At 60.2% G+C, this 12,646-nt stretch carries 11 protein-coding genes and 1 pseudogene; 6 read left to right on the top strand and 6 right to left on the bottom strand.

What is annotated here, in order from left to right; all coding sequences use genetic code 11:
• The 4 genes from G113_RS14300 to G113_RS14290 form a co-directional block, all read left to right on the top strand.
• On the top strand, positions 1-1,025 hold a 1,025-nt coding region (locus tag G113_RS14300; protein ID WP_005905225.1), incomplete at its 5' end, for a putative nucleotidyltransferase substrate binding domain-containing protein.
• Positions 1,022-1,456, top strand: a complete 435-nt coding sequence (locus G113_RS20290) for an exonuclease domain-containing protein (RefSeq protein WP_083940392.1) — start codon at positions 1,022-1,024, stop codon at positions 1,454-1,456. The genes G113_RS14300 and G113_RS20290, both read left to right, overlap by 4 nt.
• Positions 1,428-1,652: a 3'-5' exonuclease family protein gene (locus G113_RS20285; RefSeq protein ID WP_005905221.1), complete on the top strand. Its 225-nt coding sequence runs from the start codon at positions 1,428-1,430 to the stop codon at positions 1,650-1,652. The genes G113_RS20290 and G113_RS20285 overlap by 29 nt, the downstream gene beginning before the upstream one ends.
• 67 nt (positions 1,653-1,719) lie before the next feature.
• Positions 1,720-2,556 (top strand): crotonase/enoyl-CoA hydratase family protein, encoded by an 837-nt coding sequence (locus tag G113_RS14290; protein ID WP_005905219.1) that lies wholly within the window; start codon positions 1,720-1,722, stop codon positions 2,554-2,556.
• A 134-nt stretch (positions 2,557-2,690) separates the two neighbouring features.
• Here G113_RS14290 and G113_RS14285 read toward each other — a convergent pair whose 3' ends face one another.
• Positions 2,691-4,193 carry an alanine/glycine:cation symporter family protein gene (locus tag G113_RS14285; RefSeq protein ID WP_005905217.1) on the bottom strand — a complete coding sequence of 501 codons (1,503 nt, stop codon included), beginning with the start codon at positions 4,191-4,193 and terminating at the stop codon, positions 2,691-2,693.
• Between the two features lie 266 nt (positions 4,194-4,459).
• Here G113_RS14285 and G113_RS14280 point away from each other — a divergent pair, with 266 nt between their 5' ends.
• Both G113_RS14280 and G113_RS14275 read left to right on the top strand, forming a co-directional pair.
• A complete protein-coding gene (locus G113_RS14280; RefSeq protein ID WP_005905215.1) occupies positions 4,460-4,918 on the top strand; it encodes a GNAT family N-acetyltransferase in 459 nt (152 codons plus the stop codon).
• 136 nt (positions 4,919-5,054) lie between these two features.
• Positions 5,055-5,798: a M90 family metallopeptidase gene (locus G113_RS14275; protein WP_083940391.1), complete on the top strand. Its 744-nt coding sequence runs from the start codon at positions 5,055-5,057 to the stop codon at positions 5,796-5,798.
• Between the two features lie 130 nt (positions 5,799-5,928).
• Here the strand turns inward: G113_RS14275 and G113_RS14270 are convergent, their stop codons facing one another.
• From G113_RS14270 to G113_RS14250, 5 genes and pseudogenes are all read right to left on the bottom strand, one after another.
• The gene (locus G113_RS14270; protein WP_005905211.1) at positions 5,929-6,525 is read right to left on the bottom strand and encodes an acetate uptake transporter; all 597 of its coding nucleotides are present in this window, start codon (positions 6,523-6,525) and stop codon (positions 5,929-5,931) included.
• 963 nt (positions 6,526-7,488) lie between these two features.
• Positions 7,489-10,438 (bottom strand): annotated as a pseudogene (locus G113_RS14265) (DUF748 domain-containing protein).
• A 166-nt stretch (positions 10,439-10,604) separates the two neighbouring features.
• On the bottom strand, positions 10,605-11,030 hold the full coding sequence (locus tag G113_RS14260; RefSeq protein WP_005905208.1) for a MerR family transcriptional regulator: 426 nt from the start codon (positions 11,028-11,030) through the stop codon (positions 10,605-10,607).
• Positions 11,020-11,994 carry a hydroxymethylglutaryl-CoA lyase gene (locus G113_RS14255; protein ID WP_040319254.1) on the bottom strand — a complete coding sequence of 325 codons (975 nt, stop codon included), beginning with the start codon at positions 11,992-11,994 and terminating at the stop codon, positions 11,020-11,022. Before G113_RS14255 ends, G113_RS14260 begins: the two co-directional genes overlap by 11 nt.
• Positions 11,995-12,072: 78 nt before the next feature.
• Complete coding sequence (locus tag G113_RS14250; protein ID WP_005905205.1) at positions 12,073-12,567, bottom strand: acetyl-CoA carboxylase biotin carboxyl carrier protein subunit; 495 nt, start codon at positions 12,565-12,567, stop codon at positions 12,073-12,075.
• Positions 12,568-12,646: the final 79 nt, after the last annotated feature.

Genomic DNA, 12,646 nt, shown 5'->3' with positions numbered 1-12,646 from the left:
TGACCGACATTGAACGTCAGTCCGACCTTGAGGGACTGGTTCGTTGCAGTCAGCAGATCCCAAGACTGACGCACATCCTGGGGCTGCAAGGGGTGTTGGCCCATGAGGCGGCACATATATTGGCGACCGTCATGGATGCCCTGACCGAGCGGCTGATTGCTCTGAGCATGATGACGCTGGGACCGGCGCCTTGTGCATTCAGCTGGCTCGTGTTCGGCTCTTTCGCGCGTCAGGATCAGGGATTGAACGCGGATCAGGACAACGGCTTGTTACTGGCCGAGCCCCCCGTGGGGGAGGTGGTCCACTATTTTAGCCAGCTGGCCCATCAGGTGTGCGATGGTCTGGCCCGTTGTGGCCTGCCTTATTGCAGCGGCAATATCATGGCGACCAACCCGGATCTCTGTCTGGATAAACCGGGCTGGCTCGCCCGCTTTCGCCGCTGGTTTCAGGCGCCGACTCCCGAGGCGCTGCTCAGCGCCACCGTATTTTTTGATGTACGGCTGGTTGCCGGTTGTCAGGCCAGCTTCGATGGCCTGGTTGAGACAGTAGTGACTGAGGCGGCGAGTCACCCCCTGTTCCTGATGCACCTGGCACAAACAGCGCAGCAACGCCGGGCCCCGCTGGGCCTGTTCAAGAACCTGATCCTGGAGGCGAACGGCCAGCAGCAACCGGGTCTGGATCTCAAGACCCGGGGGATGAGTCTTATCACCGACTTGGTGCGGGTCTATGCCCTTGAAGCCGGGGTGACCTGCGTTGGCACCCGCCAGCGCCTGCGTGAGCTTGAGGCGAGCGGCGCCATGGATCGGCGACAATGCCGCAATTTGCAAGATGCCTTCGATTTGTTGGCGCAGCTACGTTGGGATCTCCACCTTCGTCAGCAGGGGGAGGCGAGCAAGGGGATCATCAACAATCATCTCGACCCCAGCACCTTGTCCGGGCTGCAGCGTCACCAGCTCAAGGAGTGTTTCGCCGTGATCAATGAAGGGCAGCGTCTGCTCGACTACCGTTTCTGTCGCCATCTATGACAAGACCCATCTGGTTGGCTCGCTGGCAAGGGATCTGGGAGGCCAGACGCACGGGGCAGACCCTGGCCGAGAGCCGCTGTCTGGCTATCGATCTGGAGCTGACCGGACTCGATGCCAGCCGGGATCACATCGTCAGTATGGGGTGGGTCCCCATAGTGGACCGGGAGATCAAACTGGCGCAGGCACGCCACTTTCTCATTCAGACGCCGGTGAGCGTGGGGCAGAGTGCCATCTACCACGGAGTGCACGATCGGGATTTGAGCGGAGCCTGTTCTTTGGCTCATGCCCTTGAAGCCCTGCTTGAGGCGGCAGAGGGTTGCCTGCTGGTGGCCCATAACAGCGCCTTGGAGCGAGACTTTTTTGCAAGCGGCTTGCCAGCAGATCTTGGGGCGGGCGCGCAATATGCAGTTCATCGATACCATGCTGATTGAGCTGGTCCGTCTACAGCGAACCGGGAGCCCGGTGAGCGACGACAGCCTGACTCTGGCGCGCTGCCTGACGCGCCACCGATTACCCGCCTTGTCACGTCATCATGCCCTTGAAGATGCTTATGGCTGCGCCTTGTTGCTGCTGGCCCAGACTCATGCCCAGACGCGGCTGGTCGATCTGTTGCTGGACTCCCGTTGAGCGGCTTGTGCTCTGTGGCGGGCAAGCTTAATGTAGTGGTTTGACTAGTTACCAGCAAGGAAGTGTCATGGAGATAACCACTGCCAAGTCGCCGACCATCAGCCAGCAGAGGGTGAACTGCAAGATTGAGCAGGGCATCGCCGAGGTGATGCTGAGCCGGCCAGAAAAGCTCAATGCGTTGGACTTGCCCATGTTCAGGGCCCTGGAACAGACGCTGCTGAGCCTGCGGCAGCTGCCCGGACTGAGGGCCGTGATCTTGCATGGGGAGGGACGTGCCTTCAGCGCCGGATTGGATGTGAAATCCATGCTCAAACAGCCGCTGGCCGCCCTCGACATCTTGAAGCGCGAAGCAGACGAGGCGACCAATCTTGCCCAGCGGGTTGCCTATGGCTGGCACCTGCTGCCGGTGCCGGTCATCGCGGTGACCCAGGGGCTCTGCTTTGGGGGTGGTTTGCAGATAGCACTCGGGGCCGACTTTCGTTTCAGCACGCCGGATTGCCGTTTCTCGGTGATGGAGATCAAGTGGGGCATCATCCCCGACATGAGCGGCAGCGTCACCTTGCGCAACCTCATGGGGGTCGATACTGCCATGGAGCTTGCCATGAGCGGACGCGAGTTGCTGGCCCCCGAGGCCAAGGTGCTGGGTCTGGTGAGCCGGGTCTGCGAAGATCCGCTGGCCGAGGCCCGTGCTTTTGCCAATGATCTGCTGGGCAAATCGCCGGATGCGCTGGCGGGGATCAAGCAGCTCTACCGCCAGGCCTGGGCTCACAGCGATGAGGCGATGCTCAAGGAAGAGACACGCTTGCAACAAAAGATCCTGGGACGCCCCAATCAGTGGCGGGCCACTCTCAAGGGATTGTTTGGTTGGCGGCTGCGCTTTGGTGCGCGCCGTGACCTGAACTGAGCGGATCCCCCGTTCCGGGCGAGGGATGCACAGGCCCGGCACTCGCAGACCTGCAACAGGGGATAGGAGAAGCAGACAACATAAAAAATGGCAGCCTGGGCTGCCATTTTGATTGTGAGTATCGGGCTTAGGGCTTACTTGCCGGTGTTTGGCTCGCGATCTGGCTCGAATTCATGACCGCTATGCTCTTGCTCCAGATTGTGCTCGGAGCGGCGGCCCGTCCAGTAGTCGGCGTTTTTGATGCCAAGCTTCTCGGGGTGGAAGACGGGATCTAGGCCCTGAGCCTGCTGGCTTTCGTAATCCTTCAGGCAAATGAAGGCGGTTTTTTGCATCAGCAATATGGCGATGATGTTCAGCCAGGCCATCAGACCTACCCCGATATCACCCAGACCCCAGGCCAGATCGGCCGTCTTGACGGTGCCGTAAACGGTGGCAGCCATCAGACCAATCTTCAGCACGAAGGTCAGCCAGGGACGGTTGATCTTGCGGTTGATGAAGGCAATGTTGGTCTCGGCGATGTAGTAGTAGGCGACGATGGTGGTGAAGGCGAAGAAGAAGAGCGCGATGGCGACGAAGATGTTGCCAAAGCCGGGCATCATGCTCTCCATGGCGGTCTGCACATAGCCAGGACCTGCGGCAATACCGGCGATACCCGTGTGAAGGGCTGTGCCATCCGGACCTTGTACGTTATAGAGGCCGGTGATGAGCAGCATGAAACCCGTGGCGGAGCAGACAAACAGGGTATCGATGTAAACGGAGAACGCCTGTACCAGACCCTGTTTGGCCGGGTGGCTCACGGCTGCGGCGGAAGAGGCATGAGGACCAGTACCCTGACCTGCTTCGTTGGAATAGACCCCGCGTTTCACACCCCACATGATGGCCAGACCCAGAATGGCACCGAAACCGGCATCCAGACCGAAGGCGCTCTTCCAGATAAGCAGGATCACACCCGGCAGTTGGCCAATGTTGAGGGCGATGATGACGCAAGCCACTATGATGTAGGCCAGTGCCATGAAGGGCACCACAGTCGAGGCAAAGTGGGCGATGCGCTTGACGCCACCGAAGATGATGAAGCCCAGCAGCAGCGCCAGAACCGCGGCAGTCACGTTGGGGCTGATGTTAAAGGCGGTCTGCAGGCTGGAACCAATGGAGTTTGCTTGCACGCCTGGCAGCAAGATACCGCAGGCGAAGATGGTCGCGATGGCGAAGATCCAGGCATACCAGCTCATCCCCAGACCCTTCTCTATGTAGAAGGCGGGACCGCCACGGAATTCACCGTTGATCTTCTCTTTATAAACCTGGCCCAGGGTGGACTCCACAAAGGCGGAGCTGGCACCCAGGAAGGCCACCATCCACATCCAGAACAGGGCGCCGGGGCCACCGAAGGTGATGGCGGTGGCTACCCCGGCGATGTTGCCGGTACCGACCCGGCCCGCCAGGGTCATGGTCAGCGCCTGGAAGGAGGAAACACCGGCATCGGTCGCCTTGCCATCCATCATCAAACGCACCATCTCTTTGATATGGCGCAGTTGCAGGAAGCGGGTGCGGCAGGAGAAATAGAACCCTACCCCGAGGCACAGATAGATGAGCGCTGGGCTCCAAATCACACCATTGATGGCATTGACGATTTCGTTCATGTACAACAACTCCTTTGTTGTGAGACTTCCGGCGGGCTTCTGCCCACTCGATCTTTGTTATTCAGTCATTTCTGCTGTCGGCATTGGCCGAGGCGTTTAACATATCGACTTGTTTCGGCGCTTCCCAGTGAAATTTACGTTAGTGTTGCTAATTTGTGAACTTGATGTGGTGGCACGCTTTCCACGGCTTGATCAGGCTGGTGAAATGGCGTTATTTTCTCCTGAAACAGTACCTTGTCAGTGATAAAGCAATTTTGAGGCCAACCATGAGCGAGCACATCAATGAAACCTCTTTGGCTGAGGGAATACGCTTGGCAGAAGCCCCTGATGTGGCAGCGATCGCGCGGCTCTTTGTCCAGCTTGGCTATCGCAATGATCCCGACAGGCTGGCTGTGGATCTGACGGCGCGGGAGCCTGGGCGACAGGTACTGGTGAGTGCCGACCGGCACGGAGTGACCGGGGTACTGGTGTTGCATCTGCTGCGGCCTTTGCACCTGGCATCGGGCTGGGCGTTGATCTCGGCGCTGGTGGTCGATGAAGCGGTCCGGGGGCAGGGCAGGGGCGTTGCCTTGCTGGCGGCAGCCGAACGGCTGGCCCGAGAGGCTGGTTGCGGTCAAATTGAACTCTCCAGCAGCCTGCACCGTGAACGGGCCCATCACTTCTATCAGCAGCAGGATTATCGGGAAAAGCCCAAGCGTTTTGTCAAATCCCTGCTATCACAATGAAATCCCTATGAAAGTATCGAGGTATTGAGTGGCTAGCTTGTGGTCAGCTATCAGGGCAAGTCGCTTGCTCTGCACCTGGTTCGGTGCACCGAGTCAGTGCAAGGCAGTCGAAGATGCCCAATCGTCGGGCATTCCCATGGGGGAGGAGTGGCATGGGTTGTTTGCAGCCATCCCCATTCTTGATGGGCTGAGTGACGCCCAGCAGGTTCATTTGGTCGCCTTGGCGCGCCGCCTGCTCGAGCGCAAGACCTGGACCCTGCTCGGTGTCGAACTAACTGAACGTCAGCGCCGTGCCTTGGCTCTGCAAGGTGCTCTGCCCATTCTGGCACTCAGTCTCGATTGGTATCGTGGCTTCCATGAGATCATCATCATCCCCGAGCCTGTCTCTCGCCGCCAGCAGGTGCAGGACGAGTTTGGTCTGGTGAGTGAGTGGGAGGAGGAAAATGCCGGGGAGGCATGGCCCCAGGGGCCGCTGGTGTTGGCCTGGAGCGAGTTGCAGCAAGACGGTGACTGGGATGGTTATAACCTCATCATCCATGAGCTGGCCCACAAGCTCGACATGCTGGGAGGAGAGGCCGACGGCGCGCCCCCTTTGCCGGCTGGCTTGGCGGGGTCTGAGTGGGCCGCGACTTGCCAGCAGGCGTTCGACCAACTGCAGGCCCAGTGCGAGCGGGGCGAGACGACATTGATAGACCCTTATGCTGCCAGCCATCCGGCCGAATTCTTCGCCGTGTGCAGCGAACTGTTCTTCAGCCAGCCCCGCCAATTGCATCAGGCCTTCCCGGCCGTCTATATCCTGTTTACCCGCTTCTATGGCCAGGCGCCTTTGCTGCGGCAGCCGGAGGCTGACGCGGTGCATTTGGACTCGTCTTCCCGATAGCCAGCTCGACATGACTCCAGCCATGAGGCAGGCAAGAGACAGATAGCAAGAAGGCACCCCTGGGGGTGCCTTCCTCTGTTCAATCATCCTGGCTAGGGTCAACTTTAGGCTGACTCTTCGGGCCCTGCGCTTAGGCGGCGGCTTTGAGCTGCACGGCAGCAGCCTGCTTGTGATCGCCAATCGGCAGTATGGTACGGCCGAACTGCTCGTTGATCACGGTGGCCATGGCCAGGTAGATGGCGCTGGCGCCACAGATGATGCCTTCGAAACCGGCGATGTGGCCGATCAGCTCGCTACCGGTGAAGTTGTGAGCGGCCAGCAGGAAGAACAGCACGGTCAGGGAGGCGAACACGAACTGCTTGGCGCGCGGGTAGTTGACAGTCCCTATCATCATGAAGAGGGTGAACATGCCCCACATCAGCAGGTACCAGCCCATGAAGGCGGCTGGAGTGGCTTCGGCCAGACCCATTTTCGGCAGGACCATCAGCAGCACCAAGCTCCACCAGAAGGTGCCGTAGGAGATGAAGGCGGTAACGCCGAAGGTGTTACCACGCTTGTATTCCATGATACCGGCGATGATCTGGGCCAGACCGCCATAGCACAGCCCCATGGCCAGGATCATGGCGCTGATGGGGAAGAAACCCGCATTGTGGATGTTCAGCAGGACAGTGGTCATGCCGAAGCCCATCAGACCGAGGGGGGCAGGGTTGGCCAGTTTTTCGCTCACGCTCACGTGGTGTTCTCCAAAAATATGTGGGGGTTGATCAAAGGACGCGGGATTTTAGGCAGGGCTCCATGCCCTCGCAAGAGGGAAGGGCTGTTAAATAGTAAAAAAACTACAACTCAGACCAGCGCCGGGCCCAATCGTGGGTAATCGGTGGTTAATTGGTAAATGAAAGGTAGGGGACAGGTTGTTTTTTTGTGTTCATTACCGCTCGGGATGCCATTGGGCCTTATCACCGAGGAGGGGCAAGAGGGCGGCGTCTTTATCCGTCGTTGACGTCACGCTCGGCGCTAAGCCAGCAGAGCCTTTCTCCTTTCTCCTTTCTCCTTGCTTCAGTGGAATGGGTTTAAATGGATATCATCTTTCTCGGCATGCTGAATCTCATCAAGCCACCCGGCAGGATAGCGCGCCGGTGCTGTGTCGATCATAACCTTCCCCCCTGGAACCTGCCGGGTTACCTTTGAGCTAGCTGAATAAAGGTGACGTGATTGAGCGTTACATCATCGCATATGCCATCAAACTAGGGTTTTGCAACAATGCTTGGGACCCAATGTGACAGCTTCATTGTGCAACCTGGTTTGGCAGGGCATTGCCGGAAACGGCGTCAACGACATCGGCAGCTGAGACGGCATAGACACAACTCTGCGCACCAGCAGGCTATTGAATGAGCTTGCCGTGGCAAGCCTGCTGTCGCAGGCCGCTATGGGACTGAATCAGGGCAGCGAACCTTGGCGGCGAGGGGAATATGTTAGCCGTGCAATGGGTGTGAGTTTCGCGGCTTGCCTCAGGGGCCTGCACAAGAGGGGGGACTGATCTGGAGCAGGGCTCTCAAGCAGACGGGGCAGCCTGCCGATCCGATTGCGCAAGCAACGCGGGTGCTTTTGTGCTCTGGTGGTCAGCCTCAAAGGGTGAAGAACAAAGGCAAGCCCATCACCAAGGGGCTTGCCAACGTCTTGCTCGGGCAGATCAGTTATCCAGGGTGAGCACCACCTTGGCACTCTTGTCGGCTTCCTTTACCTGACTGTCGAGTACGAACAGGCGATCCTGGGTGATGGCTTGAGTGTCCACCAGATAAGTCTTGGTGTTGCGTGCCCGCGCCATGGCAAGGTTACGCAGCGACTTGGCGGTAATGAGCTGCTGATCACGCAGCAAGATGACGGCCTGATCGCGCAGCGCCATGCTGTTCGCCGCCAGACCGAGGCGGTCAGCCAGGGCCACAAGATCCTCCTTGAAGCGCTCCTGATAGGCCTGAGCCAGGGCCGCCTGCATGACGTCATCTTTGCCAAGTTGGGTCAAATCCACCGGGCTGCCGGTGATCCTGGCCAACACCCGTTCCAGCTTCTGGCGCTGCAAGAGGGGGCGCTCCTGATTGAAATTCACCTTGCCGCGGATATTCATGCTGAGTTGGGGTCTGGCCTTGAGCGCCCCAGCGAGCTTGGCCAGCTTGGCCTGTTGGCCCGGTGTCAGCTCATATTCGCCGGGTTGGAAGGAGAGTTCATCGAGATCTTTCGCCCCTCCTGTCAGGGAAGCGAGCAGGGAGAAGGGGGAGGTGATGGCCTTGCGCAGTGTGTTGCCCAGCACATTCCAGAAAACACTGCCCAGGCTGAAATCGGGTTGATCCAGATTGCCCTTCACCTTGAGGTTGAGCTTGATGACGCCATTGGCATCGCTGAGCAGGGCAACGGCCAAACCGAGGGGCAGGTCTTTGGCCTTGTCGCTGTCTATCTTTTCACCTAGCTGCAGCTTCTTGATGATGATGTCGTTGTCACCCTCCAGGCGGTTGCCGACCAGGTGATAGTTGAGCTTCATGGTGAGCTGGCCCTTGTCGATGGCATAGCCGGCATAGGTACCCGAGTAGGGGCTGAAACTGGTCATCTCCAGATTGTTGAAGTTCAACGGCCAGATCCAGTTCGGGTTCGTCAATCAGCAAATTGGCGCCACCCCTGATGGTGACGGGAGCATATTTGTCCACCTTGCCGTTGAAGGCGATGTCGGATCGCTGGCCCGGTATATTGCTGATGTGCAGGGTCTGGCCGTTCAGATCGGCGATATCGGCACTGAACTCCTGGCTCAGGCTGCGATCGGCAAAGCGCAGGTTGCCCTGTTGAATACGCACCTGATCGACAACCAAGCGAGGCTCCGGGCCTTTACGAACAGTCGCGGCTCCCTTGTCAGCCGGAGCCGGTGGCGCGGGCAATATCAGCTGCTGCACATTGGTGGTGCCATCCTCGTTGATCTCGATGCGGCCGAAGGGCTGGCGCAGCAAGATGTCATCTATCTTCACCTGCTGGCTGATCCCCTCATAGTGAAGCCCGGTCAGCTCTAGCCTCGCGATTTGCAGCAACCTCTGGTTGTCGGCGCCGCTCTGTACATCGAGCTTGTCGATATCGAGTGCACCGCTCAGGTTCAGGGTGCTGAGCGCCCCTTTGCCATCGATGGCGATGGCGAGTTTGAGGCGGCTAGAAAGCTCCCCTTGCTTGACTCTGACCCTGACCCTCTCCTGCAGATATGGCTGGAGCCAGGTGAGCGGCAGCCCTTGCTGCCTGATGTCCCCCTCGAGGGCGAAGGGGGCCGGGGTCAGCTTGCCGTCGAAGGCGAGCTGGGCCTGCTGGTTGAGGCGGGCTTTCAGGGTGAGGGGACTTGCCTTGTTGAGCCGGTTGTCGAGCCCGCTCAGGGTCAGTTCGAGATCCGTCAGTTCGCGAGCCAGCGGCTTGCCGCTGCTCGATTCGAGCAAGTTGAGACTGCCTTTGCGCAGCGCTATCTGACCGAGTTGCCAGCGCCAGGGTTTGCTCTGTGGCTGGGTGTTCCTGGCGGTATTGATGCCCTTGCCGATGGTGGCCTTGGTGCTGGCCGGCGAGACGCGAGGCGTCAATATTTTGCTTACATCCAGGTTTTGCTGGCTATCCAGGCTGGCGTGCAGCACGGGTTGTTGCACGTTGAGCTTGCCAATTTTGAGCAGCAGCTGCTGGCTATCCAGGCTGATGTCGCCGAGCACCAGTTGTGTGAAGCGGGCAAACTCCGCCCCCTTGGGGTAGTGCAGCTGCCAGCGATCCAGGGTCAGCTTGCCCTTGCTCAAGTGCCAGCCGAACCCCTGCTTGCCCGGGATCAGACGGTAGCTGGCATGGGCACTGGCCTGGCCCTTGAGCAGATCCAGGCTCAGATAGGGAGCCCAGAGCGGGGCAAAGGGTTTGAGGGGCAGCTTGGCCAGACTGAGTTTGCCCTGGCTGGCGCCACTCAAGCTGAAGCTGCCATCCGCCTTTAGCTGACTCTTGCCCAGAGTGGCCACCAGGGTATAGAGACTGTTCTGATCGGGAAGCGAGCTGATATTGGTCAGGGTTAACGCCAGCCCCGTCAAGGTTTGCGGCGGCAACCAGCCATCGGCCTGCGTGGCGCGGGTATCCCGGTAAGTCAGGCGGCCTTGTTGTAGCGACAGCATGGCGATAGTGATTTTGGGGGCAGGGCTGAGCGCCTCATCGGCGGTCCTGGACGAGGAGGCAAGCAGCTGGCTCAGGGTATCAGTCAGATTGAAGCGGGGCGTCCCCGGCCGTTTGGCATCGGGCACTCGCCGTTGTAAATCCAGGGTGGGGGCCGTCAGCGTCACCTCGGTCAGCACCAGACCCTGCTGATGCCAGCTTGCCTTGAGATCCGGCTTGAGGCTGAGCTCAGCCAGGCTGAGCAGGGGCTTGCCATCATCATCAGTGAGCGCGCTGGGGCCCAGGGTCAGTAGGGGCTGCGCCAGATCTACCTGGATCTTGCCCAGAGTGAGGTTGAGACCATATTCCTGTTTCAACCAGTCGGGAAGATAGCGCACCGTCAGGGCGGGGGCTTGCCACAACACCACGATGAGCCCGACGAGAAGTAGTAGCAGCAGCGCGGCGATGAACTTTAGCACAAGGCGGCGGGAAGGCGGGGCCATCGAATTCTCCTGAGCGGTCGAGACGTGCTAGCTATAGCATGCCCTGGGGGGAAAGGGCCATAGTCAGGGTCAATTGTCTCCTATCACTGTTCACCCTTGCAGAGGTGACTTCAGGCAGGCCCATACCTGTGTGAGTCACACTCGCAAGCCAGCCTCCTGGCGCCCATCATCCCAGCTGGCTCAATCCCCCCTGATCACCGAGATTGTCGAGGGCTCCGGCGCAGCGCCGTTCTGCCGCTTCCAGTTCGGCCAATACCATCTGGATATCTTCTGCCTGCTGGCGCAGCGCCTCGCGCTTGGATTCGATAAGTTGCACCATGGAGAGCAGCTGGGTACGGCTGGATCTGTCGGTGTCATACATATCAAAGAGTTCGCGGATCTCGGCCAGGCTGAAACCGAGACGCTTGCCGCGCAGGGTCAGCTTGAGGCGGATCTTGTCCTTGTGGCTGTAGATGCGATTTTGACCCTCCCGGGTCGGGGAGATGAGACCTTCATCTTCATAGTAGCGAATGGTGCGGGCCGTGATGTCGAACTCCTGAGCCAGCTCCGAGATGCTGTAGGTGACCTCCTTGCCGGCGTGCTTATCTGGCATGGCAGCGCCCCTTGTGGTTGTCCATCACGGCTGACACTCGCCGAGCGGCGAGGGCCTGCCCGACCCGGGAGGCGTTCGGGCGGCCGAGCTGCTCGCTCACCCATTGGCCGGTGGCCGCCAGGATGTCGAGATCCACCCCGGTCTGCATACCTAGCCCCCGCAGCAGATAGACGACCTCCTCGCTGGCCAGGTTGCCGGAGGCGCCAGGAGCGTAAGGGCAACCACCGAGCCCGGCCACCGAGCTGTCGATGGTGCGAATGCCCCGCTCCAGGGCGGGCATCAGATTGGCCAGGGCCTGACCATAGGTATCATGAAAGTGCACCGCGAGGCGTCCGGCCGGGATCTCGCGCAGCACGGCATCAAGCATGGGCACCACGGTGCCAGGGGTGCCAATCCCAGTGGTATCCCCCAAGGATATTTCATGGCAGCCAAGATCGAACAGCCGTTCGGCCATGGCCGCTACCCGCTTGGGGGAGGTTGGGCCATCAAAGGGGCAGCCGATGACGGTGGAGAGATAACCCCGCACCCGAATGCCCAAGCGGCGGGCCTCCTGCACCAAGGGGGCGAAGCGCACCAGTGACTCCTCCACACTGATACCGATATTGGCCCGGGTGAAGCCATCGCTACAGGCGGTGAAGAGGCCAATCTCATCGACCCGCGCGGCTATGGCCCCCTGCAGGCCTTGCAGGTTGGGCACCAGGGCGCCATATCGAACAGGCGGTCTGCCTGCGATGGCGCCCCGGGGCAGGGCGGCCAGCAGGGCGGCGGAGTCTGCCATCTGGGGCACCCGTTTTGGGGAGACAAAGGCGCCGACCTCGATGCGCTGCAAGCCGCTCTCGCCGAGTCGGCGGATAAGCTCCAGCTTCTGGGGCAAGCTGAGCGGGATCATTTCGTTTTGCAGGCCATCCCTTGGCCCCATCTCGACCAGGCTGACCCTGTCATCTTGTTCCATTATCTGCGTCATATTGGTTCCTTTTTCTGACTGTGGTGGTGTGGCTCCGGTGCCCGATGAAGACCGAGGTGAGTGAGCTGCGCAGTGCGGCTAGCCGGCGGCCTCTGCACTCTCCAAGAAGCGCACCAGGGGGGCTCCCTGGCTGACTTGCTCCCCCTCGCGGCACAGCAGTTCGGCGATGGTGCCATCTTGCTGGGCACGCAGCTGGTGCTCCATCTTCATCGCCTCCAGCACCAGCAGCGGCTGGCCCCGGCTCACCACTTGCCCCGCCTCTATGAGCAGGGCAACCACCAGGCCATGCATGGGGGCCAGGGTGACGGGCCTGCCACCCGCCTCATCCCCAGGGTGATCCTGCGGTGCCATCTCCCGGGCCGGGCCAAAGGGGATTTGCTGCTCAGCCAGGGTCAGCACGAAGCGTGGCAGGTGCCCATCCTTGATGAGGGAGCGGACAGGATAGCGTTGCCAACAGCCCTGCCACTGAAGGCGGACATGATCCTCGGCCATGGCGTAGGGGAGCATCTGGCCCTGCCAGCTCAGCTGCCCCTCAGAGGTGTGCAGTGTGAGCTGCCGGCGTTGTCCGGCCATATCAACGGCTGCCGCCAGGTCTGGCGCCGCCCTAGTCGAAATCCTGCGGCCTGATGCCAAGGATCGCCAATTGCGGTGT

The organism is Aeromonas molluscorum 848 (assembly GCF_000388115.1).
GTDB classification, from domain to species: domain Bacteria; phylum Pseudomonadota; class Gammaproteobacteria; order Enterobacterales; family Aeromonadaceae; genus Aeromonas; species Aeromonas molluscorum.
Note: the sequence above shows the minus strand (reverse complement) of the source record. Positions and strands in the feature narration are given on the sequence as shown.

What these genes read in the sequence shown, in the direction of transcription:
- G113_RS14255 (WP_040319254.1), bottom strand. Translation starts at nt 11,994, where the DNA reads ATGACGCAGATAATGGAACAAGATGACAGGGTCAGCCTGGTCGAGATG.
- G113_RS14260 (WP_005905208.1), bottom strand. Translation starts at nt 11,030, where the DNA reads ATGCCAGATAAGCACGCCGGCAAGGAGGTCACCTACAGCATCTCGGAG.
- G113_RS14275 (WP_083940391.1), top strand. Translation starts at nt 5,055, where the DNA reads ATGGGGGAGGAGTGGCATGGGTTGTTTGCAGCCATCCCCATTCTTGAT.
- G113_RS14290 (WP_005905219.1), top strand. Translation starts at nt 1,720, where the DNA reads ATGGAGATAACCACTGCCAAGTCGCCGACCATCAGCCAGCAGAGGGTG.
- G113_RS20285 (WP_005905221.1), top strand. Translation starts at nt 1,428, where the DNA reads ATGCAGTTCATCGATACCATGCTGATTGAGCTGGTCCGTCTACAGCGA.
- G113_RS14285 (WP_005905217.1), bottom strand. Translation starts at nt 4,193, where the DNA reads ATGAACGAAATCGTCAATGCCATCAATGGTGTGATTTGGAGCCCAGCG.
- G113_RS20290 (WP_083940392.1), top strand. Translation starts at nt 1,022, where the DNA reads ATGACAAGACCCATCTGGTTGGCTCGCTGGCAAGGGATCTGGGAGGCC.
- G113_RS14250 (WP_005905205.1), bottom strand. Translation starts at nt 12,567, where the DNA reads ATGGCCGGACAACGCCGGCAGCTCACACTGCACACCTCTGAGGGGCAG.
- G113_RS14280 (WP_005905215.1), top strand. Translation starts at nt 4,460, where the DNA reads ATGAGCGAGCACATCAATGAAACCTCTTTGGCTGAGGGAATACGCTTG.